The organism is Nesterenkonia sp. K-15-9-6, assembly GCF_052656005.1.
On the sequence record NZ_JBQYEY010000023.1, the window covers coordinates 20,917 to 44,561 of the forward strand.

21 protein-coding genes are annotated in these 23,645 nt (G+C 65.5%); 4 read left to right on the plus strand and 17 right to left on the minus strand.

What is annotated here, in order from left to right:
• Positions 1-470 precede the first annotated feature (470 nt).
• The 4 genes from SD455_RS13160 to SD455_RS13175 all read left to right on the plus strand — a co-directional run bounded on the left by SD455_RS13160 (position 471) and on the right by SD455_RS13175 (position 6,261).
• A complete protein-coding gene (locus SD455_RS13160; RefSeq protein ID WP_445508376.1) occupies positions 471-782 on the plus strand; it encodes a helix-turn-helix domain-containing protein in 312 nt (103 codons plus the stop codon).
• Entirely contained in the window at positions 779-2,782 is a 2,004-nt protein-coding gene (locus SD455_RS13165) for a site-specific DNA-methyltransferase (RefSeq protein ID WP_445508377.1), read from the plus strand. Before SD455_RS13160 ends, SD455_RS13165 begins: the two co-directional genes overlap by 4 nt.
• Entirely contained in the window at positions 2,779-5,253 is a 2,475-nt protein-coding gene (locus tag SD455_RS13170) for a DEAD/DEAH box helicase (RefSeq protein WP_445508378.1), read from the plus strand. Before SD455_RS13165 ends, SD455_RS13170 begins: the two co-directional genes overlap by 4 nt.
• 165 nt (positions 5,254-5,418) lie before the next feature.
• Positions 5,419-6,261 (plus strand): abortive infection family protein, encoded by an 843-nt coding sequence (locus SD455_RS13175; RefSeq protein ID WP_445508379.1) that lies wholly within the window; start codon positions 5,419-5,421, stop codon positions 6,259-6,261.
• 37 nt (positions 6,262-6,298) lie between these two features.
• Here the strand turns inward: SD455_RS13175 and SD455_RS13180 are convergent, their stop codons facing one another.
• The 17 genes from SD455_RS13180 to SD455_RS13260 all read right to left on the minus strand — a co-directional run bounded on the left by SD455_RS13180 (position 6,299) and on the right by SD455_RS13260 (position 23,633).
• Positions 6,299-7,402: a hypothetical protein gene (locus tag SD455_RS13180; protein WP_445508380.1), complete on the minus strand. Its 1,104-nt coding sequence runs from the start codon at positions 7,400-7,402 to the stop codon at positions 6,299-6,301.
• A 9-nt stretch (positions 7,403-7,411) separates the two neighbouring features.
• Positions 7,412-7,837 (minus strand): hypothetical protein, encoded by a 426-nt coding sequence (locus SD455_RS13185; protein WP_445508381.1) that lies wholly within the window; start codon positions 7,835-7,837, stop codon positions 7,412-7,414.
• A complete protein-coding gene (locus SD455_RS13190) occupies positions 7,824-8,258 on the minus strand; it encodes a hypothetical protein (RefSeq protein ID WP_445508382.1) in 435 nt (144 codons plus the stop codon). Before SD455_RS13190 ends, SD455_RS13185 begins: the two co-directional genes overlap by 14 nt.
• Positions 8,259-8,325: 67 nt before the next feature.
• Positions 8,326-8,682 carry a hypothetical protein gene (locus tag SD455_RS13195; protein ID WP_445508383.1) on the minus strand — a complete coding sequence of 119 codons (357 nt, stop codon included), beginning with the start codon at positions 8,680-8,682 and terminating at the stop codon, positions 8,326-8,328.
• A gap of 58 nt (positions 8,683-8,740) precedes the next feature.
• Complete coding sequence (locus tag SD455_RS13200) at positions 8,741-9,529, minus strand: hypothetical protein (RefSeq protein ID WP_445508384.1); 789 nt, start codon at positions 9,527-9,529, stop codon at positions 8,741-8,743.
• Between the two features lie 187 nt (positions 9,530-9,716).
• Entirely contained in the window at positions 9,717-10,997 is a 1,281-nt protein-coding gene (locus SD455_RS13205) for a hypothetical protein (protein WP_445508385.1), read from the minus strand.
• Positions 10,997-11,422 carry a hypothetical protein gene (locus tag SD455_RS13210; protein ID WP_445508386.1) on the minus strand — a complete coding sequence of 142 codons (426 nt, stop codon included), beginning with the start codon at positions 11,420-11,422 and terminating at the stop codon, positions 10,997-10,999. Before SD455_RS13210 ends, SD455_RS13205 begins: the two co-directional genes overlap by 1 nt.
• Before the next feature lie 406 nt (positions 11,423-11,828).
• Positions 11,829-13,976, minus strand: a complete 2,148-nt coding sequence (locus SD455_RS13215; RefSeq protein WP_445508387.1) for a type IV secretory system conjugative DNA transfer family protein — start codon at positions 13,974-13,976, stop codon at positions 11,829-11,831.
• Entirely contained in the window at positions 13,973-15,586 is a 1,614-nt protein-coding gene (locus SD455_RS13220) for a conjugal transfer protein TraC (RefSeq protein ID WP_445508388.1), read from the minus strand. Before SD455_RS13220 ends, SD455_RS13215 begins: the two co-directional genes overlap by 4 nt.
• Positions 15,587-15,617: 31 nt before the next feature.
• On the minus strand, positions 15,618-17,300 hold the full coding sequence (locus SD455_RS13225) for an SCO6880 family protein (protein ID WP_445508389.1): 1,683 nt from the start codon (positions 17,298-17,300) through the stop codon (positions 15,618-15,620).
• Positions 17,301-17,417: 117 nt separating this feature from the next.
• Positions 17,418-18,707: a hypothetical protein gene (locus SD455_RS13230; RefSeq protein WP_445508390.1), complete on the minus strand. Its 1,290-nt coding sequence runs from the start codon at positions 18,705-18,707 to the stop codon at positions 17,418-17,420.
• A 120-nt stretch (positions 18,708-18,827) separates the two neighbouring features.
• Entirely contained in the window at positions 18,828-19,175 is a 348-nt protein-coding gene (locus SD455_RS13235) for a DUF6112 family protein (RefSeq protein ID WP_445508391.1), read from the minus strand.
• 112 nt (positions 19,176-19,287) lie between these two features.
• Complete coding sequence (locus tag SD455_RS13240) at positions 19,288-19,953, minus strand: hypothetical protein (RefSeq protein ID WP_445508392.1); 666 nt, start codon at positions 19,951-19,953, stop codon at positions 19,288-19,290.
• A 338-nt stretch (positions 19,954-20,291) separates the two neighbouring features.
• Positions 20,292-20,537 (minus strand): hypothetical protein, encoded by a 246-nt coding sequence (locus SD455_RS13245; RefSeq protein ID WP_445508393.1) that lies wholly within the window; start codon positions 20,535-20,537, stop codon positions 20,292-20,294.
• A 280-nt stretch (positions 20,538-20,817) separates the two neighbouring features.
• On the minus strand, positions 20,818-21,048 hold the full coding sequence (locus tag SD455_RS13250; RefSeq protein WP_445508394.1) for a hypothetical protein: 231 nt from the start codon (positions 21,046-21,048) through the stop codon (positions 20,818-20,820).
• Between the two features lie 54 nt (positions 21,049-21,102).
• Positions 21,103-22,158 (minus strand): sigma-70 family RNA polymerase sigma factor, encoded by a 1,056-nt coding sequence (locus tag SD455_RS13255; protein WP_445508395.1) that lies wholly within the window; start codon positions 22,156-22,158, stop codon positions 21,103-21,105.
• Complete coding sequence (locus SD455_RS13260) at positions 22,155-23,633, minus strand: helix-turn-helix domain-containing protein (protein WP_445508396.1); 1,479 nt, start codon at positions 23,631-23,633, stop codon at positions 22,155-22,157. The genes SD455_RS13255 and SD455_RS13260 overlap by 4 nt, the downstream gene beginning before the upstream one ends.
• Positions 23,634-23,645: the final 12 nt, after the last annotated feature.

The following is a 23,645-nucleotide window of genomic DNA, read 5'->3' on the forward strand; positions in this document are numbered from 1 at the left end:
ACAGTAGGACTCTTCAGTTATAAGTGCAAGCCGGGAGGGCCGGGCAAGTGTTCGTCTGGGCGCAGTCGAGTGCGGGACGACCGCCCTGTGGTGGATGGCAGATTGTCTGGAGCCTCCCAAGAAGCGGCAGCAGGCCGTCGGGCCCCGGGCCGGCCACCGCCAAGGGACGCATGAGAACGGCCAACTCGGAGACTCCGAATCACTCCCAACTCGATACGGTGATTCCTCCGCCATCGGTCACCCCTGGCTCGTTGCTGCGTCAGCCCCATGCTCCTGCTTCGTAGGCACAGGTGCTCTGGAATCTTCACATCCATCTCCCACGCCTGTAACGCCGGGTCTCAGTCCTGTCGTTCACGTCGGATCGAGAACGTGGTCTACGGGGCGATACTCATCCACGCCCAGGGGCCCAAGCATCACCTCGGCCGGGTAAGAAGGCTTCCGCTCCCTCCCCTGGCGCTAGGGTGATGGGTATGAACGACGGCATGAATACTATGAGGATCGTTGGGGATCGTCTTCAGCGCAGACGCAAGGAACTCCACCTGTCCTCTCGGCACGTCGCCCGTCTCGCGAACGTCGATATGACTAACTACGGCCGTTCGGAGCGCGGGGCGGGTAATCCGACTCTGCTAGTCCTACTCAAGATCGCGCACGCTCTGGAAACTCCAGTTGAGGACCTCATCCGGGGCCTCGCGGTTGACCTTCCTGACGGCGCGGGCGTGCCCTTCACGCGCGAGGAAGAGGCCGCCTGGATCGCCCGTACTCGCCAGGGAGTCGCCCAGTGAACGACAATCGCACCCGTATCGAGGTCCTCCTCCGCCGAGTTGAGGACGCCGGCGTCCGTGAACAGCTGCGGCGCGCAATCGACGATGCTACCGAGCACCGCCCGCTGGGGCTCGTGTTCGAGGAGCACATGCCGGAGGCCATTCGCCTCCCGACAGGCCGCGTCCGCCGGGGGGCGACAGTGCAGTACCGCGACGAGCGCGACAACTACGTGTGGGACGTGCGCCGGGTCCGGGACGGCAGAGCATCGATCACCCGCCGCGACGTCGACGGAAGCATCGTGAAAAACGACGATGTCAGCGTGCCCGACCTGGTCGTAGCACGCCGTCTCGGTGACCCCGTCTACCCGGGGCTAACCCCGCTCGGCACCGTCGAACGAGGGGGCGAAAAACCGCACCATATCGTCATCGAAGGTGAGAACTTCCACGCGCTACAGACCCTGGAATACACCCACAAGGGCACGGTGGATCTGATCTACATCGACCCGCCGTACAACACCGGCTCCGGCGACTGGATCTACAACGACCGCTATGTCGGTGACGCCGACTCGTACCGCCACTCGAAGTGGCTGAGTTTCATGCACCGCCGACTCACTCTCGCCCGTGAACTGCTCTCACCCACCGGCGTCATCATCGTCGCCATCGACGACAACGAACACCATCGCCTCCGTATGCTCATGGACCAAGTCTTCGGCGAACGGAACTTCCTCACGAACATCACGTGGCAAGGAGGAGGACGAAACGACGCCCGGTTCACCTCCGGTGGCATCGACTACATGGTGGCGTACGCGCGGAGCGCCGCGCGGCTCGTCGAATCTGACGTGCGCTGGCTTGAACCCAAGCGCGGATTCGAAGAGATGTCAGCGGAGATCGAGCGAATCTGGGAAAAGACACCGGACGCAGAAGCAGCGACCAAACAGCTCAAGAAGTGGCTGAGAGACAACGCGGGCTCAGTGGAGCCTGGACTACGCATGTATTCCCAGATCGATGACATGGGTCGAGCATTCGGCAGCGACAATCTCGCCAGCCCAAACCCTCGTGAGAATCTCAGGTATGACGTGCTCCACCCATCCACCGGGCGCCCCGTGAAGCGGCACCCAAACGGGTGGCGTCTCTCCGAAGGGACCATGCATGAACGGATCCAGGAGGGGCGGATCCTGTTCGGACCGGACGAGACGACGACGATTCGATACAAACGACTCTTGTCGGACCAACGTGACCAAGCAGCTCGGCCTGTCATTCAGGTCGATCGTGGAGGAGCTGCTCGTCACCTGGTCAGAGTTCTGGGCTCGAAGGACTTCCCGTTCCCCAAGGACGTTGACGTCATCGCTCGCTGGGTGAACATCGCGACGTCGAACAACTCCGACGCAGTGGTCCTCGATTTCTTCGCCGGCACGGGAACGACCGCTGAGGCCGTCATGCGCCTCAATGCCACCGATGGCGGAAGTCGACAATCGATCATGGTCACCAATAACGAACTCGCTGAGAAGACCGCGAAGAGGCTGGTCAAAGCTGGCGTCGAACGCGGCTCGGCCCCATGGGAAGCCGAAGGCGTCTTCCAGAAGGTCACGCGGCCACGTATCGAGACGGTCGTGACAGGGTCGCGCCCCGATGGCAGCGAGTTCTCCGACGGTCTCAACGAGAACGTGTCATTCTTCAAGCTCGAGTACCTCGATAGGGACTCGGTCGAAGCCGGTGCTGCGTTCAAACGGGTTGCCGAGCTGCTTTGGGTCAAGGCAGGTGGCATCGGGCCGGTCATCACCGAACGTTCCGGCGCCCACGCAGCAACCGACCACTACGCCGTGTGCTTCGACGCGGACCGCTTCACAGCCTTCGTCGACGAGGTCAACACACGGGAAACGATCAAGGTCGCGTACATCGTCGCCTCAAGCGAGATGACTTTCGGAACGGTGAAGCGGGCACTGCGTGAGGATGTGCTTGCCGTGCATCTCTACGAGAACTACTTGTCAAACTTCGAGATCAATACGGGAGTCGCGCGATGATCGAGTACGAGCTCCGCCCATACCAGGCCAAGGCCGCCGCCGACGTACTGAAGCATGTGCACATGGGCATGGCCGAGCCCGGCGAGCTCGTCACTACTCTCTCCGCCCCGACCGGGGCAGGGAAGACCATCATCGCGGCTTCCGCGATCGACGAGCTCCTCCACGGGTCCGATACCTCCTCCGGAGATCTCGGATTGGTCATCCTCTGGGTGTCGATGTCTCCGCAGCTCAATGAACAGACTGCGGAAAAGTTCGCCCGTGCTTCGAGCAAGCTCGCGGATCGCACCAGAGTCATCGACGCTAGCGAAGAGTTCGACGGCCCTTCGCTTGCCCCCGGACACGTTTACTTCCTCAACCCGCAGAAGCTGGGCAGGGGCGCTCGGACCTACCGGGCGGGAAATCATCGTCGCCGTGACCTTTGGGACACTCTCAATGGCACTGTCGAGCGGCACGGGAGCAAGGTCTTGGTCTTCGTTGACGAAGCTCACCAAGGGACCCGCGAGACATCGAACGGCGACGCCACTCTGCTCGCCCAGTTCCTGAACGGCACGGGCAAGGGCAAGCGGCGTGCACCTGTGGTGGTCGGGATCTCCGCGACGCCGGGCCGCTTCGAGAAGTCCCTGTCCAGTCGCAGCATGAAAATGTCCGTGACCGTCGACATCGGAGACGTCCGCGAGGGTGGGCTGGTCAAGGACCATGTCCTGCTCGGGCACCCGGACGAGGAGATCGCCGCAGACACCACGCTGCTCATGGAGGCGACCCGCAAGCGCCTAGAGATGGCCCATCTCTGGCGCGAATACACCGACGCCAATGACGAGCCCACGGTAGAACCGATCCTCCTCGTCCAACTCCCTGCGAACGTTTCTGAGCAGACGGTGTCGGGATGGCTCGACGCCATCCGCGAGACCGACACGCAGCTCACCAAGCGCAACATCGCCAACGCCTTGCAGGACCACACCACGATCACCTGGGGCCAACACGATGTCCGCTATGTTGAGCCCTCAAGGATCCAGGAGACCTCCGACGTGAAGGTCGTCCTGTTCAAAGACGCCCTGACCACAGGTTGGGACTGCCCCCGTGCCGAGGTACTGGTGTCCATGCGCAGCACTGAGGACGCCACGACTATCGCTCAGCTCATCGGGCGCACCGTGCGGACCCCACTAGCGAAGCGGGTCACGAACCGCGAGCTGGGCGACGTCACGGTCTATCTACCCCATTTCCGCCAAGACACTGTGCAGCAGATCATCGAACATCTGCGCGATGGCGACGACGCCGTGGCATCTGAGACCATCACTAGTCCCGTCCGCGTGGCCCCTAATCCCGATCTCCCTCAAGGCGTGGTCGATGCGTTCGAGGCCCTGCCGACCTGGTCGAGGCCCGCCAAGACCGCGCGCTCCACAGTCTCACGCCTGGTAAAAGCCGCTGCAGTGCTCCATCAGCACCAAGTCCAGGACGACGCCCTGGAGGTGGCGCGCAAGCGGGTCGTCAGCGCGCTGCTGGCCCACTTGGATGCGAACCGAGACTGGGTCGAGCAGAAGATCGAGCAGTACACCGAAGTCGAATACGTCACTCGAGTCTTCGACTGGATGACCGGTGAGGAGACAGGCCAGACTTCAGGGTCCCTCGAGATCGCCACCAGCAACGTCCTCGACCTGTACAAACAAGCCAAATCGCGTCTCCCGGATGCTTCCGCCGCATGGCTATGGGAGCACTTCGCCAACGAGGAGACCTTCGACGACCTTGCCGAAGCTCGCCTGGCCGTCGCTGCACTCGCACAGCACCCCGACACGGTGCGCACCGTCGAGGACGCGGCTCGTACGCTGCTGAGCACCTGGAAGCAAGAGCACCTGGGCGAACTGGCGCTCCTCGGAGGCCAGGCGCAGGAAGATTTCCTGACGGTGTTCACCGAGTCGACGAGATCCGAGCAACTCTCGCTGATCAACCCCACCGCGGCCAACATCGCCGACGCGCCAACACGATGGAGACGCCATCTCCTGGTATGCGACGACGGGACCTACCCCCTCGATGTCAGTAAGAACACCTGGGAGCGAAGGGTCCTCGAAACCGAGGTTGAACGTGAGACCACCATCGCCTGGTACCGGAACCCCACGGGTGGCAGGCACGCGCTGGCCATTCCATATGGAGAGCCCGGCGAGCAGAGCATGCTGTATCCCGACTTCCTCGTATTCGCAGAACGTGAAGGCGCTCTCGCGGTAAGCATCCTGGATCCGCACCGCCCTGATCTTGGAGACACCCTCCCCAAATGGATCGCGCTGGCCCAGTATGCGCACGACAACGGTGACCTGTTGGACCGGGTGTGGGCCGTCATCGACGACGGAGCAGATAACCTCCTCTTCCTCGACCTTCGGACGACCATCGCGGTCAACGCGCTACGAGACGCAGAGACAGCGGGAGGCGGAGAGAACCGCATCCGGGAGGCTTTCGCTAAGGCCGGTGGCCGATATCGCTAAGCAGATCCCTTGGCTCCGTCGGGACGCCTGCCAACACGCTAAGCCCACGACTGGATCACTTCCGGTGCGATCTCCTGGCGCAGGGGCCACGCTCAGATTCGGGCCTTCCTCTCTCGGAGATGTGGCTTTCCCCACGTGGATTCGCCACACGGGCATACTGGCAGCATGAACAACGAAGATCTTTGGGCCGTTGGGGCAACATTCTCCGAGATCATGGCCGAACACTCACCTCCAACGCACAATGACCTGGACGTCGCGTTCCGCAGGGCGGGCGTGGACTCCCCCCAAGAGGACGGGCCACGCTACCTGTCAAAGCCCAAGCGAATTGCTAACGCGTTCGAGGTCGCCGCCGAGGAGTCGGACGAGCGCATCGACCGTCTGATCGTTGCCCTCACAACGGCACTCACTACACGTCGACTTTTCGAATCGAAGGACCAGAAGACACTGCGGATGCTGCGGCGACTCCACGAAGAGCTGGCTCGCCTGGGGTGGACGCTAAGCCGCTCCGGCGACCTCTCTCGATCGGGCCCGATCAGCGTCCAGACTGGCGGGAGAGCGGCGCTAGAGATCCAGCTCAAACGGCTCCGAAATGCAGACTCCGACGTCTCACTGATGCTTGGGGCCGCGAAGGACACGCTCGAAGCAGCCGCCAAGTTCGTCATAACAGAGCAAGGCCAGGAGGTGGCTCCCACAGAACCGGTCGAAGCGTTGGTGAATAGAGCCATGGCGCTAGCTGACATCAGCACCCGCCCCCAAGATGCGACCGACGAAGCTTCAAAGGCCCTAGCCACCATCAATCAGGCGGTTCCGAAGATCGCCGAGGCAGTTCGCAGAATTCGCAACGACCAGGGAGCGGGCCACGGGAGAACGGTCCTGGCATCCGTCACGATAAACGAAGCTAGATTCACCCGCGACCTAACTCTGAGCGTTGTCGGCTACCTTCTGGCCGAGCACCAAATGCTCGCTCCTGCTCCCAGCCCCACGCCCCTCCACCCGTACGACCAATGATGTTCACCTGCGTCTGACACCTGCAGGAGCCCGCATCTCATGCCTCCGGGCCGTCCGGTCCCGTCGCCGAGGGATTCTGTAGCGGGACGTTACTCACATCCTCAATCTTGAACTCATGGTGCTCCCGGCGCGAGTGGATCTGGGTCCGATAGTGCTGACTGACTACGTCAGCGAGGGCCTCGGGCTCTGGCAGCCACCGGCTGGTGTAGCTCGCACTGGGCTGGTCCGGTTGAGACCCTTCATAGATGTGGATGCTCCTCACCGATCCGTCACGCTGGCCCTCGTCGAAGAGCAGACCCAGCTCAGCCGCACCTGTGCGGGACTCGTCTCCGATGGCCACGGAATGGATGAAGCCTGTGCCCCAGGCTTCGGCCTCCACCGGGGTCTCCGGCAGCTTCTCCCGCAGGTACTCCACGAAGTGCTCCGTGTGGAAGTACCGAGTGCCGGTCTCCGCACGTGGAGACTCGAAGGCCTCCCCCAACGCCTCCTCGAGCTGCTGGGCCACCTCGTCCCGCGACGCCTCATCGTGTGGGGCGGGGACAGTCCACTCGTCATGGACTTTCAGTACGTCCAGCGTGGGAGGGTCCAGATCGAGGGTGCTGACTTTCAGCCGTTCCTCGGTGCTGACCCCTCGTGGATCGACACTTCCGGGGACCGGGCGGATCATCACGGCCCGGGTGGGGTGAACATCTGGCTGCTGGATGACTGGGACGCACCGCCACCCCGGCCCACTGACCGGGCCTCCGCGTTCGAGCATCCATGTGATCTCCGGTGCACTCGCACCCGCCGGGGTGGGGGTTCTGGCAACGATTCCTTCCAGGTCTGGCACAGGATTCAGCGTCAGTGCTGCTTCACGGGCTTCGCCCATCTCCAGTGACTGCTGGATCAGCTCCTGGGCGTCCTCCAGGTGCTCGTTCACCCTCGGCCATGATCCACCCGCAGGCGGCCAGTCGGCGTACCCGGCGTCCTGGGCCTCAGCCAGGGCGGCCTGGGCCAGGCTCTGGGCCTTCACCTCCGGATTCATCCCATCGTCCAGCACCCAAGGGTGTGCGTGCGGCGAGAGTTCCGCGACCTTGGCCTCCAGGTTGTGCCATCGATCGACGACGACCCGTCGCCCGTCGTTGGAAATGATGCTGTACATGGCTCTTCCTCACGCCTCCGCTCGCTGGTCACACGGGTGATCCCGCCCGGTCTGCACGAGCTGTTCGCTCCGCCCCGTGCGCTTGGTGACCACCTCGATGGCCGTCGGGATCGCCACGATGCCCGAGTGAACGAGCAGCATCACTCCTGCGGTCGCTCCGACACTGGTGTTCGCGACCTCCCACACGGTGGCCCAGAAGCCGCCCCCGGTCTGGCCTACCACGACCATGGCCACCGCGACGAGCTGCAGCCACTGCAGCGCCACGTTGATCATCCAGGGCAGCACCACCCAACTGCCCCATCGAGAGGTAGCTCGCCTGACTGCCAGCGGAATCAGCACCGCGCACAGGCTCATGGCCACCAGCCCCAGAGCACCCAGGACACCAACCGCGATGAACACCTGCGCCGCCCCCATGGCCCCGTCACTTATCGCCATGGTTCTTCGCCTCCTGCTGCTGACGTTCCGCACCCTGCCGCTTGGCGGCGATACGCGCGGCTCCAGGGCTGAGCTGTCCAAACATCACCCCGGAGACGTCCACACCCTCCGCCCACGCGAGCAGCCGCGCCACGTTGTGGCGGCGGTCCGCGTCACGCTCTGCGACAGCCTCGGCCGCTTTTTCCGGGCCGACGTAGGTCTCATTCAGGACCTCTTCGTCGGAGCGATCCAGGCTCATCGGGTGATGCGGGTGCTTGCGCACGATCCCTCGAAACCCGTCGGCGGTAGCGCGGACCCTCCCCACGATCTCTGCCTCGTCGTGTCCTCCGCAGATCACGTTGATGCTCCCGTGATCCTCACTCAGCCGGACCCGATACGCTCCGTAGGGGCTCTCCAGCTGCTTCTCTGCTGTCCTTGCCATGCCTGTTCCTCCTTGCTCTCGAATTTCTGCCGGAAACCGGAAACCCACCAGCTCAGGCGGGCCAGGCTCATCGCCAAGGGGACCCGTCCGGGGGCGGCCATTGGTCCGTCTCTGCGCGCAGCCAGGCCCGAACGGATTCGACCCGCTGCTCGGCCTCGACCTCGGTCAGCAGCCCGGACTCACTGATCCGGCCAGCGCAGCCAAGATCCGCCGGCACCAACTCCAGAAGCCCCGGCAGGGTGACGTCCACAGTGATGACCCGACCGGTCCCGACCCCGCTGAGGTGCAGCTCGATCCACCACTGGTCCTCGTGCTGACACGTCACGAACTCGCCGGTGACGCCTTCGGCCGCGCGCAGGACCACCGCCGCATAGCGGCGCAGCTCCGGCTTGGCCTGCAGGCTCTCGCCCCTCATCGTGTCCACCGCGCTCTGCTCATCGACGTTTCCACCTCGTGCACCTCCATCACCCGTTACCACTGATTCACCGCTCCAGACCCGGACCGCCGACAGCCGGCCCCTGCTGCAAGCTCAGGCTCACGGCCTCGTGGTCGAGATCTTCCTCGTCGGCCTCGCGGGAGGCCTGCAGGTCGAATCCGCACTGCTTCATCTCCCACATCACGCTGGGGTCCCCTGCCTCGGGGAAGTCGCGGACCTCGCTCACCCACCGCTGGCGCAGCTCCTCCCAGTTCTGCGAGGTGAAGTCCTCCCCCAGCAGAGATCCCTGTTCGATGTGCTCGGCTGGCTTCACGTCGCGGGACGGGTCCCAGTCGCGCCAGTTGATCCTGTTCTCCAGCTCCCCGACGACCATCTCGACCCGCTTGAGCTCGGTGTCATTTGCCTCGGTGTGGAACGTCATCCGGGCGGTATCCATCGAGGAGGTCGTCTCTGCGACCACGGACCAGCTGGTGTTCTGAGACCACTGGGGCTCCCCGTCCTCGGGGATCTTCATCGGTTCGGGCTCGATGTAGACGTCCAGATCCGACCGCTCGGCCTGGATCTGCTTCGCCAGGTCCACCGCAATCTGCGGCACCGCACGCTCTCCGGAGCGCAGATCGTGGTCGAGGTCGATCACGGAACCCCGCTGGTACTCCCACCAGGCGGCGTCCTCCATCGAGATCCGCGTACCACCGCCCCACTCGGCCGCAGCGATGGACTGATCCTCACAGGCCATCATCACGGTCTCCGCATCCAGGCTCTCCGGCTTGTTCCCGACACCATGCGGGTCACGGAACCATGCCCGCTTCACGATCACTGGAAGCTCTTGACTCATCAGGTACTCCTCGCTCGATGGCAATGACATCCCTGCTGGACGTCTCCCCACCGATTCGATTCCCTGAGGCAACCGCATGTGTCACCCGCAGTTGCCCCGTCAGCGCGACCACACGACAAAGGGGGTGGCCTCCACCGTTCACGGTGAAGGCCACCCCCTTCTCGATGCGCCCTGAAACCCTCCGGTCTCAGATGCTCGGCTTCGGGACCGCCTCTGCAGCACCCTGCCCCTCGTCGCCCTCCGGTGACTCCCCATCGTCGGCCACGTTCTCGGTCTCTGTTTCAGGCTCGTCCGGCCCGTCCTGGTCTGGCTGGCCTGGTTCCAGCGGTGTCCAGGACTCACCGTCAGGGCTGGACTCCCACATCACGGTCTCCACGCCCTTGGCGTCGCTGATCTCCAGCCAGATCTCGGAATCCTCCGCCCCGGCCACAGACCCGTAACGCAGCCTCGCCTCCGGTGTCCACCGGGTCACCGGCGCTGCCGAACCAACGAGGTTCGAGGAGACGATCTGTTCACCATGGGCGTCGAAGCCCACCGCCCGGGTGTACCGTCGCCCCTCCTCAGGGCGAGGCACGCTGAGCACTTCGCGTCGCCCCAGCGCGATCCTGCGCCAGTCCTCTTCGTCGTAGGCGATCTCGAAGGGCTCCAGGCCAGGCGTCAGAGACTTCGGCTCCTTATGCCCGGAGCCCCCGGCGCACCCGAACCGCCCGACCATCTCCCGCAGCCGCACGATCATCTGCTGCAGATTCGGATGCCACATCATCATCGGTGACAACGATGGTGCCCCCTCGGCCCAGACCTTGTACTCCATGTTCATCGCCGCCCACAGCTCAGCGGTGATGTCCGGGTGTCGGTACCAGCATGGCGGCACGATCTGCACATCAAGACGGTATTCCCTCACCAGCCAGTCCACCCATCGGCGCAGCCCGATCCAGGCCTCGGGCTGCTGCTCCACGGGGATCTCGCGCCACCGGTTGCCCAGCCACTCAGGCGGGCCTTCCTTCTCCGCCTCGGCGGCCACCCTCGGGTCCTTATACGGTGCCAGCGGCGTCGTCCCGTTCCCGGAGGCCTCCCCCGCTGGCGTGGACGCCGCTTCACTGGTGGCGGCCGCACGGTTGGCGCGCAGCTCGGCCCAACGCCGTTGCCGCTGCTCCCGGGCATCGCGCACCTCTGCCAGACGGGCCTGCCGGGTCTGGTCGTCGACGTCCTCCGCTCGCCCGTGTGCGGCTGTGATCGCCTCCCACGGGTCTTCCCGGGCCGGCTGCCCCGCTGTGGGCTCGCCGGTCTCCTCCGGCTCGTCTTCGTGCTGATCGGCTCCACCGACCGGGGTGTCGTCATCAGCGCTGTGGCCTGCCAGCTCGTCCCAGGCCAACAGCAACGACTGGTCGCCATCACTGGCGGCCGAGGCCACCTCGGTGGTCCCCTTCTGGTTCAGGTTCTCCTCCGGGCTGGGGTGTTTCTGGTTCATCACGGCTCCATTCCGCTGCTCTCCCCCGGGGAGCTGACCGTCTGTGCGTCACGACGTCGACGGTAGGACCGGGGGGTCTTGATCACGTCGAGGGCCTGGTTCATCACCCCGGCGATCGCTCGCACCTGGCATCCCTCGCCCGGGTTGCGCTCCATCCATCGGTGCAGCGCCAGATGACAGGACCGGCAGACCCAGACACCCTCATCAGTGGGCTCAGTGCACTCATCGATCTGGCCCACGTGGTGCCCGGTCGTGTGGACCTCCAAGACCGCAGGCCGTTGGCATAGGTGGCAGGTCAGCGGCTCATCAGGCACCACCTGGTCGATGTCACCATCGATGTCACCGGCCCCGGAGCCGGACTGTGCGTGGGTCTGGGGTCCGGTCCTGCGGGGAGTTCCCTCTGCCCTGTCATCGGCCATGGTCATGTGTCCTTCCTCGTCCGCTGGTCGCGGATCAGTCGCCCCACGATCCATATCGTGGCTCTCTCCCGGTCCCATCCATAGAACTCTCTGCGGCCGTCCATGATCTGGTGAAGCCGCTGGTGGTGTGCTCGACACATCGGCATCAGATCCTCATGCGCCTCCCCAGCTACCCATCGGCCCCGCTCGGTGCGCTCCACACCCTGATACGACACGTGGTGCAGATCCAGCGACGTCTTCGCCCGCCGGCACTGCGCCAAGGTCATCCCGCACACCACGCATCCTGGTTCCATACCGGCGGCCCGGACCTCATCGAACCAGCGGCGACGTCGTCTGAACCACGCCCCAGAGCGCAGGTAACCCCGCGAATAGGCGGTGTTGCCAGTACGGTGCAGTCCCAGCCGGCTCATGGTCATCTCACCGGAGGCAGATCATCCGGCCCCACCTCACCGGCTGGGGAGTCCCCGGCCGTGTCGGGTCTCTGGGTGCCACCCATCCTCTCCCCCGAACCCGGACCGGACCCAGACTCCGTGAACCTAGACTCCGTCGACCCCCGATCTGCGGGCTCAGGCTCCGTGGCCTGGGCGGTGGGCTGAGCAGTGGCATCGACCCGCTGAGGTCCCTCGGCGGCTGCTTCTGCGGCCTGATTCTGCTGATCGATCAGCCGCTCCAACGCCTGCTGGGCAGTCTCGCCCTCCTGCTGCGTCGGACCCTGCCCGAGGGTGGTGCTCTGGGCCCGCGCCTGAGCGCTGGCCGCCTCGGATGCGACCAGCACCGACTCGGGCACCACATCTTCACCGTCCGTCAGCGCCGAGAGCAGGGAAGCGTTGTAGGTCTTCAGTGCGGCCTTGATCTCGTCAGAGTCTTTCCGCTGTGCCCACCGGGTCATGTGCATGAAGATCGGCCGCGAAGTCCGAGTCAGCAGAATCCCCCACCCGAACGGGACCCGCCGCAGATCACTGATCGGCAGCACCCCGACCTTCTGCCGCTGCTCCGAGACCGAGGTCCCATCCCGCTGGTGGGATTTCGACCGCTGAGTGATCTCTCGCTCACCGGCCAACTCGGAGAACACCTTCAGATCATCAGTGTTGGAGGCACCTCCGAGCTGGATCTTCACCGTCGCTGCGTCGAACAACGCTGTGGCGGCCTCCGCGCCCCACGCGTCGCGAGCCTGGGCCATGGACTGGAACACCGCGAACGGGCTGATCCCGACACCACCACCATCGGCCATCAGCTGGGTCAGCCCCGGCCAGGCCCCGGCGATGTTCGCGATCTCGTCCAGCACCAAGCTCATCGGCGGGTCCAGCCGGTTCCCCGGCATCTTCGCCGCCATCTGACGGGCGTGCTCAGTGATCGCATCCATCATCGCGATCAAGAACGGGCCCGCCGCCCCGCCACCGGTCTTGGTGCCCACGATGTAGAGCGTCCCGGACTCCCGGATGAACCGCTCAATATCGAAGGTCTCCTCCACCGAGGTCGGCTTGAGGACCTCCCGAACGCTGGGCACCGACAGGCCACCCACACACCCGGAGACCCCGAACCACTTGTTCTGCAGCAACTTGGGATCCCCGTTGATCACCCCGCGCAACGCCAGACCCCAGCCGCCGGCGGCCTGCGGGTTCTGCATCAGGATCTCGACCGCGTCGATCGCCGCCGCCGGGTCATTGCCCCACCGCATCAGATCATCCACCGTGCGCCCATCCAGGGCGGCCGCGTGCAGCAGACACTCCATGATCATCACCGCTGGCGCCTGCCACTCCGCATTGCTGCCCGAGGAGCCCAGCCCAGAGGCCGAGATCAGGCTCGAGGCCCGCTGCCTGGCCACCTGAGCATCCTCACAGCCGGTGATCGGTGACCACTTCAGCGTGGTCGGCATCCCGGTCAGCCCTTGCGGATCGAACAGGGCGATCGGTCCCTTCTTCGCCCGCAGCTCGGAGGTCGCCGCGTAGTTGTCCGCCCGCGAGCTGGTCGTAATCACCGGCCCCGGAGCGTCCAAGATCGCATCAATGAGCAGATGCAGCCCCTTCCCCGACCGGGGAGGGCCGATCAGCACGATCGACTCTTCCAGCGAGACCCACAGCGGAATCCCTTCACTGCGCCCCAGCATCAGTGCGGCGTTGTGCAGCTTCGCCTTCTTCTGGGTCGGGCGCACCGTCTTCACCCGCGACTTGGGCTTCTTCACCCCCACGCTACGAATCTCTGCCGGCTTAGCGATGCCCTCCCGGCGTCGCAGGTCCTTGATGAAGTACCGGTCGGACTCCTTGTACCGGGACCACGCGACCACGATCACCACCACCAGGACCACGACCAGCATCAGCAGCCCGATGAGGGTTCCAAAGAACCAGCTCGCCGGGGCCGCGCACCCGTCGACGTCCCCGAACGCGGCCATCTCCCCGGTCATGCCGAACTGGATCAGCGCAAGCGGCGAATCGAGTGTCCCCCAGTCTCCACACGCCACCCGATTCACCAGCATGCCCAACCCCGTCAGCGCGACCCCCAGGGCTAACAGCCCGGCCAGGCCGATCATCAGCATCTCCGCGCCGCTGACTCCTCCTTTCATGCCATCTGCTCCTCTCGCACCCCGACACCGGCTTCCAGCCCGTGCCCCTCACCCTCGCCACTCTCACCGGTGGCCGTGGCAGTGGTGACGTCATCAGTGCTGCCGTCCATCCGGTCATCGGTGTCCACCAGGGGCTTCTCAGCCTCGGACCGTCGCGCGTAGACCTCGAAGCTCATCTTCGGGCCGACCCGCCACAGACCCACGCCCTTGTCCAGGTCCTTCAGCAGCGCCCGCTCCCGCTCGGAGATCTCCAGCTCTGAGGAGGTGATCGCCAGCGCCGAGGCGTCCTGGCGGTGAATCACCTTGATCTCCGACTCCGCCAGCAGTCCTCGGGCCATGGTCGCCTCCTGCGACCCCGCATCCCCGGCGGTGTCCAGATCGACCAGCTTGTGCAAGATGAGAATGTTGAAGATCCCGTAGGCCCGGGCCAGCTTCCAGAACCGCACCTTGGACTGCAGAGCGGCCTTCGAGGCCATGTCCGACCAGCCTTCCTCGTTGACGACCACCCTCTGGCCGGCCTCTGCGAAGGCCACCATGGCCTCGGTCCAGGTCGACGAGCACGAGGAGACGATGTTGCGCAGACGCTGATCGGCCTCCCCCAGCGCCGAGGTGTCCAGGGACACCGCCGGGGCGAACGGGTCGTACTGCACCGTTGATTCGGCATCGAACATGCCGGCCATGTCCCCGGTGGTCAGCTCTTCCAGCGCCATGGCCATCACGTTCGCTCCGTCAGAGCGCAACGGGTTCTCCTCCTGGTCCTCGCGCTTGATCTCCCACAGGGCCGCCACCACATCGGGAAGGATCGGGGTCCGGGACTCCGCTGTGGCCCGCTCCACGGCGGTGTCCAGCGCGTAGGTCAGCACGTTGCGCTCCTGGGCCAGCAGAGGCCGCTCTCCTTCGAGGATCTGCACGATACGCTTCAGCGCCCCCAGCCGGCGCTTGCGCACCATGTCCGCCCAGGCCGCGTCGCTCATGGGCCGGCCGTTGACATCCAGCGAAGGACGACGACCCTCGTCCAGCGGGTTGACCCGGGTTTCCAGCCCTGGCCCTAGCTTGATCACCTGACCACCCAGGGCCTCCACGATGACGGTCCATTCGCCCTTGATGTCCGAGATGACCGAGAGTTTCCGACCCGAGAGCACCAGCCGGATCGACCAGATCTTCACCATGGTCGACTTCCCGGACCCGACCTGGCCGAACACCATCGCAGACATCCCTGAGATGATGCCGCGCCGGTAGAGCTCCCACGGGTCGATGCAGAACGCCCCACCCCCGTTGAGGTCATCACCGACCATGACCCCATCCGAGCCCAGCGACGGGCCAGCAAGCCACGGCATCGTGGTCGCCGCCAGATGAGCAGTGGTCGGCACCCCCCGGGCCTTCAGTTTCCGCAGACCCCACCCTTGGGCGGCTGAGGACGGCCCACCGGCCCCGAAGACCGGGCGCGGCAGCCCATCACCCGACTGCTTCTTCTCCGCCTCGACCGGCAGCCGGTTGATCTGCCGGACCTGTTTCCGGTTGAACCGCTGCTCTTTGAGCTTCGACTCCCCCAGCACGAAGCTGAACGCCGTCCGGTGGGAGGCTGTCGTGTTGTCCTTGGTCATCACCATCGTGATCTCTCCTTACCCGCCCAGGATGGGCTCAGCGAACCTGGATTCGGCCAAACGGCAGCGCGGAGGCGGCGAACCCGGCATCCTGCTGGTTCCACAGCACCCGCACCTGACAATTCGCCTGTGTGGCCGCGTGCATGACGTCGTTCGAGTACCCCTCCAGAGCGGTCCCCTCCGGGGCTGAGACGGTGATCAGCCCCACCGGCTTCATCGCTGCAAAACCACGAGCCAGCTCCTGACCCTCATGGCCGATGTCGGTCCACTCCTGCAGGACCTCCTCGTCCTCCTCACGATCCAGCTTCGCCCGGATCTTCGCAGCAGACCGCCACGAGGCCCTCCGCTCCCGCACCGACTTCTTCGCCTTCGCCAGCGGCCGGGGCTGATAATGCATCGTCACCGTGTGCCGGAACCCGCCGGCGAACACGAACTCCCCGAGGAAACCCAGATCCACCTGATCCTGTGGCCACTCAGAGACCAGAAAAGTCCGGTGCTGGCCAGAATCAGAGACCAGCCGATCCGGGTAGACGTCCATCGCCATCGGGCCCGCATCCGACACATCTGCCCCGACCACCCCGTTGTCCCCCTGGGTGACCATCAGCGAGGAACCGGGGTCGAAGGCGGTCCGGCTCAGTCCCGCCACGGTCCGTGCTGTGTGCCATCCAGTGACCTGCCCACCGGCGGACTCCACCACCGACTCGATCGCCTCGGTCAGTCCCACCGCGACCTCCATGAACCCGCGCAGTCCACCTCCGTAGGTCAGGATCTGCTGGGTCAGCTGGTCCGCTTTGAGCACCACGGACAACCACATCTCATGGACAGGGACACTATTGGCCTGCCTGATCAGATCCAGGTAGCCCTGGTGGACGAACTCATCAACGCGTTCCCCGGACAGGGGCACTTCTTCGCCGATCTCCTCGTCCCAGATCCGCGGTGCGCTGGCCTGCTTGCCGGCGTACCAGGCTTCGATCCGCGACCCCGAGATCAAAGTGGTCTGATCGGAAGTCTGCCATCGGGCCACGCCCTTCAGCCCTGCCAACGTGGTCAGACCAGACCGGAATCCCCGGGTGCGAGCGATCTGCTCTTCCCCCGACTCCAGCTTGAACGCCTTGGAAGTCGTCACCTGCGCCACGAGCACGGCCTCCCGCGCCCTGGGGTCATAGATGAACGCCGGCCCCCCGGGCAGCGTATAGGCCCTCAGCTCCGCGAGCTCCCCGGGCAGCACGAACCGGTCACCACCCTGGATTTTGATCCGGCCCTTCTTGTCCCGCCACGGCGTCTCCACCCCCGCCCCGTGCACATCGTGATCCGCCTCGTCACCGTCGTGCTGGCTGTCCCGTTCCTCGTCCTCCTCGGGATTCGGATCGTCCTCGATGCCGGTGAACTGCACTGCGGCGACCCGCCGGCGGAACATCAGCTGACCCCGGAAGCGGCGATACTTCGCGATGATCCACAGGAACACCCAGAACGGCACCGAATGCCCGGCAGGCTTCAGCACCCCGATCAGGGCGGTGATGACCAGCAGCGGAAGGCCGGTGACGAAGCCCAGGGGCACCCCGACGATGAACTGCGCCTGAAACCAGGTGAATCCTGCACCGCAGAGCAGCACCACGATCTGGTCCCAGTCCAGGCCCATGACCACACCATTGCGGCGCTCTCTGGGGAACCGGTGGTCATCCCACTCGGAATCGATCTCCGTCGTCTTGGTCTGTGTCATCGTCGTCCTCACTCCCTGCCCTGCAGGCTCATCGTCCCGACGCTCAACGCCTGGACACGTCTCTGCTCGTCCCTGCTGACTGTCATCCCTGTGCTCTTAGCTCGGTGCTCTCAGCCCTCATCCCGGGCCTCCTCCCACAGTGCGAGGACCTGACCGCGACCCCGTGCTGCTGGCGGAGCCGCCGGGGGTCCCGGCTGCTGTGCTCTGAGGGGCTCGGCGGCGCTGCATCATCGGTGCGGCCTTACCCAGCGGCTCCCGCACCGCCGCAGCTCCACCGCCACCGGCACCGCCTGGGGCAGGGCTGCCGCCGACGGGCTTGACAGTGCCTCCACCCCGACCGGCCCGTGAGATTCCGCGTGTGGCGATCGAGGCCCGCTGCACAGTGGAGTTCACCGCGCGCTTAGTCTGGTGGACCGCCTTCTGGCCTGCGGCCGCTCCGGCCCGCTCGATCCCGTCACTGGATCCACCCGTCATCCACGACATCAGCGCCAGCATGATGAACGGTGCTGCGGCTGCCACCAGGATCAGCACCACGCCGCAGACCATCATGATCCACTCGCTGCCGGTCTGGGCGATCACAGCCCCGAAGCGCATCACCACCGCCGCAGCAGGCTTGGCAGCCAGCAGAGCTGCGACGATCGCGCACCATCGGGAGAAGATCGGCTTCGAGGCCTGGGAGGTCATGGAGAACACGGCCACTGGCAGGAACACGGTCAGCAGCAGGATCACCAGCACCCGCAGCACGTTGAAGAACATCAGCACCGCCCCGCAGAGCATCATGACCACCGCGACGATCAGCGGGAACAGGGTCCGGCGGGCGTCACCCTCGGCCCGGGCCATCTCCCACTGCACGAAGTTCTCGTTGAGCACCACCCCGGCCGCGCCGTCTGCGGTGTTCGCTCCGGACTCGTCCCACTGCAGACCGAACAGGCTCAACACGGCGACGACCCCATCGTTCTGACTGGTCCCGGTGGTAAGTATCCAGTTGGTCACCGTGTCGGTGATCCCTAGACAGACCCACACCAGCCCGGCCATGATCCACACCACCGGCACCCCGGCGATCGCCATCAGCCCAGCTCGCAGCATCCCCTCCGTAGAGCCACGGAAGGCGGAGAGGCAGACCTGGACCAGCGCCAAGATGATCAGCACCGGCAGCATCACAGCAGTGACGATCCCCAGCAGCCCGGGATGGTCCACCGTAGACATCACGGTCCCGTCAGTGGAGACCTGAGTGATCTCACCGCCGACCACCGCGACCCACCAGTCAGAGAGCCGTCCGTCACCATCGGCGGTGTTGACCGTGCCCACGGCGAAGGCATCCTCGATGAAGAACCAGGCCGCCAAGACCAAGCCCTCGATCTCACCGGCGAGGAACTCACCGATCTTCTCGCCCCACTGACTGAACATCCTGCCGCCTTACTGTGCGCCTACTGCCTCGCGTCATGCCCGGTGACCCGTGCTCTCCGGGCTCCTGGCCTGGTCTGGTCTGAAGAAGACGGTGGGGCCCACAGGGCCCCACCGTCGGTATCAGCCGCCCTGGGTGTCGTTGAAGTTCATCCACTCCGGCCCGACATCGAAGAAGTACACGACGATGCCGCCCGCCGCACCGGCCAGCACCGCTGCCACCATCCCGATGAGGAACACCATCAGCCCGTTCGACTGCATCCTGGACCCGCCCTGACCGAACTTGCCCACAGCCCACAGAATCGCGCCCACCACCATCGCTGCGACCAGGACGACGATCACCGTGCCGATGACCATCCCGGCGATGCTGTCGACGAAGGGCTGCCAGGGGCCCGTAAAGTCTGGCGAGGGCAGATCTGATTCCCGAACGGCCTGCACTGTGCCTGCCCCCTGCGCGTAGATATCCGACATGACTGATCCTTCCGATCTCTCACCAAGTCCCTGACAGCGGTCGCTGCCGGGGTTCCTCTGACCACCCCGAGCAGGGGAGCTTCTCTCTTATCCACCGGTCATCCGCCAGCCATCACTCAGGAGCCTCGAGGTCCAGATCCGCGGTGGTCGCGCCACCGAGCATCCGATCGCCTCCGACATAGACCGCCACAGTCACCGTCGATCCCGGCACTGCCGTGGTGTTCTCCGTGGAGCAGTCCCCATCGGCGGGGTGCCACAAGACCCTGGAGATGTCTCCAGCGCCGGTGACGCTGGAGGTGAAGTTGCCATCATCGATCTCGTCTTCGTAGGCCTCATCCACGCCCAGCTCTTCCAGGACGCCGAGCATCTCTTCGTGCCCGTCAGAGGTCGGCCGGTTGCCAGCCCAGGCGGTGTCAGCCTCGACGGAGACCGCCTCGACGCAGTTGACCAGCACGTCTTCGACCTCGATCTCAATCGCCCCGGGGCGTGCATCCTCGGGCAGCAGAGCTTCCAGACCGCCCTCGATCCCGCCCCCACTGCTCGACCAAGCCACCGCACCCGCGATCGACCCAGCGAGCACAGCGGCCAGGCCAGAGCAGACCATCATGTAGAACCCGCGCGTCTTCACCCGCTCCGTTGAGCGGCCTGCGGCCCACATCACCGCACCGACGATGCCGGCCACGACCAGCAAGACGAGCACGGTGGCCATGACCGGGCCCGCCAGTCCGGCGAAGCCGTCGTCAGAGGACCACAGATCCGAGTCCAGACCATCGAACATGTCCTGGCACCTCCTCCGGGGCGGAATCAATCGGTTATCGCTGGCAACTGCTGACGCTTCCCTTTCGCAAGGACCCCTCACCCGCGTATGTCACCCACGACGACCCATCACGCCGGAAAACCCGCTGGAGGACCCCAGACCGCCCGAACCAGCGCGCCTCCCCGGTGGCCCGTTCGGATCTGCCCCACCGGGTCAGAACCACCGAAGGGCATGAGAAAGGCGGCGGGCCCGACGCGCTTCCTCGTCTGGGCCCACCGCCTCCGGTAGACAACTCATCAGCCACGGACGTGGCCTGCGCACCTCGTTCCGGCTCTGACCTCCTGGGTCTGGTGGCGTGGTCAGAGCATCAGCCCCATCACCAGCCACCAGCCGATGAAGACCACCACGATCGCGACCACGATCAGCGCCTTCCCACCCCAGCCACGCACCCACCCCGGGTACTTCTCAGCGGTGGACTCGTCATCAGGCGGAGCCGCCGCCGCCCACGCCTCACGGGCCAGACCCTTCATGTCCCCGGCAAGGTCCACCAGCGGCCGCACCCCGGCCCGTCCCAGACGACGAACCACACTCCGCCGCCGATACACGTAGTCTCCCCGCCCATCCCCGGCATCAACCACACCCGGCGGCGACGCTCGCCCAGGTTCAGCATCCGGCCGGTCATCCCTGACCCCAGGCTCCTGCCCGACCTCGGCGTCCCCTACAGGCTCCGCGTTGATCTCGACATCAGCCTGAACTTCATCGTCTTGTTCTGCTCTCACTTCACCCTCCATCCCTGGCACCTCACTACTCGGTACCTCACTTCTCACCCACTCGCCGCCGACCACCCGGCCATACCGCCGGCCACATGGCCGGTCAGGTGGCCGGTCATGGACCGGAGATCTTGCGGATCCGTAGCAGCATCACGACCCCGGCGATGGCCAGTCCGAGCCCGAGCATCCGAGCGAACCCTCGAGCATCCAACAGCGCTGGCCACCACTCTGGGGTCGGCAGCCACCGCAGCCAGATGTAGATCAGCTCCGGCACCAGGAACCAGGCCGCTGCGGCGGCGATCATCAGCCACACCGCCCGATCCGCCAGGGTCTGCTCGTTGTGCATCCGCGTGTTCCTCTCGATCCATCTCGGCCACACCGCTGGGGTCGTGGCCGTCTCTTAGGCCCTGGCCGGTTCCGGCTCAGGGAAATACTCGTCCTCATCGACCGGCGGCTCCTCGCCCAGGTCGTGCTTGGCGGTCATCACCGTGTAGGCGACCTGCAGCCAGAACTTCACCTTGGCCCAGTACTGCCTGGCGGTGTTGGCCGAGAACTCGGTCAGCTCGGCCACCTCGTCACCTGTGATCTCGCCCAGTGGCCGGCCACTGGCCGCGACAGCTTCGGCCACCTCCCGCCGCCACGACCCGGCCTCGGTGGGATCAGACTCGGCCACGCATTCCAGCAGCACCCCGACCGTCACCGGCTTCGACTCGAGCCTGGCCGCTTTGGCCGCTGCGATCACCTGACAGGTCATCACGAACTCCCGTCGTGCCGCCCGCAGAGCATCCTCACTGATCCCGAGCCGCTCCGAAGCCAGCCCGACATCGTTGTCGCAACCGATGATGATCTCCACCGCCCGCTGAAACGTCTCGCGGTTCGGGATCACCCGCTGAGCGGCCCGCAGCAGCGGACCAGCCTGCGAGACCGCCTCTTCAGCGGCCAGCACCGCATCATAGCCATCATCATCAGCCCAGATCGTCACCGCCGACTGCTCACGGGCCATCGCCGCCCGCTCCAGACGCTCCTGTCCTGCCTGCTGGCGCACCTTGACCCTCACGAAGTCCACCGCTCTGCGGTGCGCGATCGTGCGCACCCAGGTCGCCAGCGACCCCCGCTCCGGATCGAACCTCTCAGCCTCCGCCCAGACGCTCTCCCAGGTCTCCTGCAGCACGTCCTCGACGTCCTCCAAGGTGGGTTTTCCCAGGGTCTCCCACACCACCGGGGCTGCGGATCGCACAGCTTGGTCCAGCTCCTCATCGGTGACTCCCGCCGCCTGCCGGTCATCCGGCTCCTCAAGGGCTGAGCCCCATGCGTCGTCCAGGTCCTCATGCGCGTCAGTCCGTCTCTCACCGGCGCTCCGCCTCTGCGGCCGGCCACCTCGACTGGTCTGCTGCTCACTACTCACTTCTCTCACCTCCGTGTCAGTCCCGTGACCGGGACATTCCCGGATCGTCACCCAACGATCCGGACCTTCTGCTTCACCGCTGCGGCCTGGTGCTCCTCACCCAGCCGCTCGAACTTCTCCCGGACCAACTCTGCCGGGAACGAGGCGTCGTACTCGACCACCCAGCCACCAGCTGCCGCCTCCGAGCGACAGACCGGACACCGACCCTGCCGATGCCCGTAGGACGCGTGATCATCGACGGGGCATCCCGGCCGCTCGGCCACCACCGCACCGGCCACACCAGCGGACACATGGCCGGACACATGGCCGGACACTTGACCGGACACTTGACCGGCCATCAGCCCAGCACCCAGGCCCGCTGCGCCGTGGCCACCAGCGGCCAGATGGCCGGCCACACCAGTGGCCACTCCTGCGGCCACATGGCCGGTCATCCCCTGGCCAGTGTGGCCGGCCAAGCACCCGGCCACGTCCTCCTGGGTCCGGGCCGGGTTGTTCCGCACCGAGGCCGCCACGAACGCGGCCGGGTTGGCCACCCGGGAGGAGGCCCGGCCAAGGATGACATCGACCAGCGCGGCCAACGTGGCCGGCTCCAGCACCCGGCCGGTCACCATGGCCACGTCCTGACCTAGCCTGCCCAGCTCGACACCTCGATGCGTGGCCGGCCCCTGGCCGCCACCAGGACCAGCCAGCCCCGAGGTGGCCGGATGACCGGCCACCTCTGCGGGCACATCAGAATCAGCATCTGCGTAGCCGAGACCAGGGCCCGCAGGCTCCGGTGAGGTGCTGGCGGGCTGGTGGTGGTCGTCGCCGAAGGCAGACGACCCCACCGGCCGCTGTGCACCATGACCGGGGATCTCCTGCTCCTCCTCACCGGCGGCTCCGCCCGCCGGCTCCTCCTCAGCCACCGGCTGAGGCTCCACCACTTCATCAGCAGTGCTCGCACTGAACTCACCTTCCTGAGGTGAGGAGGAGGAGTGATGGTTCTCAGTGGAGGTTAAAGACGCGCGCGCGTTCACCTCGCGCGCGGGACCGGCAATATTTGCCGGTAGGGATGTCGTGATTTGCCGGTAGGACCCCCTACCGGCAATATTTGCCGGTACCGCCATTCCGGGGATCGAGGGCCTACCGGCAATATTTGCCGGTAGGTTTTCCACAGGCTCCCCGGACCTACCGGCAGAATTTGCCGGTACCGCCATTCCGGGGTTTACGTGCCCTTCCTCGCTGGCTTCGGGGCTCGTCTCAGCGCTCATGGTGGGCTGGAGGTAGTACCGGTACCCCATCCGACCGCCGTGCTGATTCCGCCGGTCTTCGACCTCGATAAGTCCCTGCTCGCGCAGCTTCCTCACGCAGGTCCGCACAGTGCGGTCACCGAGCCCGGACTTCCGCTCGAGGTACTTGATTGAGGGGAAGCATGACCACTGCTCGTCCGCCATGTTGGCCAGCAGGTGGAGGATCCACCGCTGATTCGCCGGGAGATTCATCTCCTCGCAGATGTCCTCGGCCCAGCTCAGTGCCTTCCAGCTCATCGGGAACCTCCT

Excerpts from the sequence above, each read along its gene's own strand:
- SD455_RS13235 (WP_445508391.1), bottom strand. The coding sequence starts at position 19,175 with ATGTCGGATATCTACGCGCAGGGGGCAGGCACAGTGCAGGCCGTTCGG.
- SD455_RS13250 (WP_445508394.1), bottom strand. The coding sequence starts at position 21,048 with ATGCACAACGAGCAGACCCTGGCGGATCGGGCGGTGTGGCTGATGATC.
- SD455_RS13175 (WP_445508379.1), top strand. The coding sequence starts at position 5,419 with ATGAACAACGAAGATCTTTGGGCCGTTGGGGCAACATTCTCCGAGATC.
- SD455_RS13215 (WP_445508387.1), bottom strand. The coding sequence starts at position 13,976 with ATGAAAGGAGGAGTCAGCGGCGCGGAGATGCTGATGATCGGCCTGGCC.
- SD455_RS13180 (WP_445508380.1), bottom strand. The coding sequence starts at position 7,402 with ATGTACAGCATCATTTCCAACGACGGGCGACGGGTCGTCGTCGATCGA.
- SD455_RS13205 (WP_445508385.1), bottom strand. The coding sequence starts at position 10,997 with ATGAACCAGAAACACCCCAGCCCGGAGGAGAACCTGAACCAGAAGGGG.
- SD455_RS13260 (WP_445508396.1), bottom strand. The coding sequence starts at position 23,633 with ATGAGCTGGAAGGCACTGAGCTGGGCCGAGGACATCTGCGAGGAGATG.
- SD455_RS13220 (WP_445508388.1), bottom strand. The coding sequence starts at position 15,586 with ATGGTGATGACCAAGGACAACACGACAGCCTCCCACCGGACGGCGTTC.
- SD455_RS13170 (WP_445508378.1), top strand. The coding sequence starts at position 2,779 with ATGATCGAGTACGAGCTCCGCCCATACCAGGCCAAGGCCGCCGCCGAC.
- SD455_RS13190 (WP_445508382.1), bottom strand. The coding sequence starts at position 8,258 with ATGGCAAGGACAGCAGAGAAGCAGCTGGAGAGCCCCTACGGAGCGTAT.
- SD455_RS13185 (WP_445508381.1), bottom strand. The coding sequence starts at position 7,837 with ATGGCGATAAGTGACGGGGCCATGGGGGCGGCGCAGGTGTTCATCGCG.
- SD455_RS13225 (WP_445508389.1), bottom strand. The coding sequence starts at position 17,300 with ATGACACAGACCAAGACGACGGAGATCGATTCCGAGTGGGATGACCAC.
- SD455_RS13200 (WP_445508384.1), bottom strand. The coding sequence starts at position 9,529 with ATGAGTCAAGAGCTTCCAGTGATCGTGAAGCGGGCATGGTTCCGTGAC.
- SD455_RS13160 (WP_445508376.1), top strand. The coding sequence starts at position 471 with ATGAACGACGGCATGAATACTATGAGGATCGTTGGGGATCGTCTTCAG.
- SD455_RS13230 (WP_445508390.1), bottom strand. The coding sequence starts at position 18,707 with ATGTTCAGTCAGTGGGGCGAGAAGATCGGTGAGTTCCTCGCCGGTGAG.
- SD455_RS13240 (WP_445508392.1), bottom strand. The coding sequence starts at position 19,953 with ATGTTCGATGGTCTGGACTCGGATCTGTGGTCCTCTGACGACGGCTTC.
- SD455_RS13210 (WP_445508386.1), bottom strand. The coding sequence starts at position 11,422 with ATGACCATGGCCGATGACAGGGCAGAGGGAACTCCCCGCAGGACCGGA.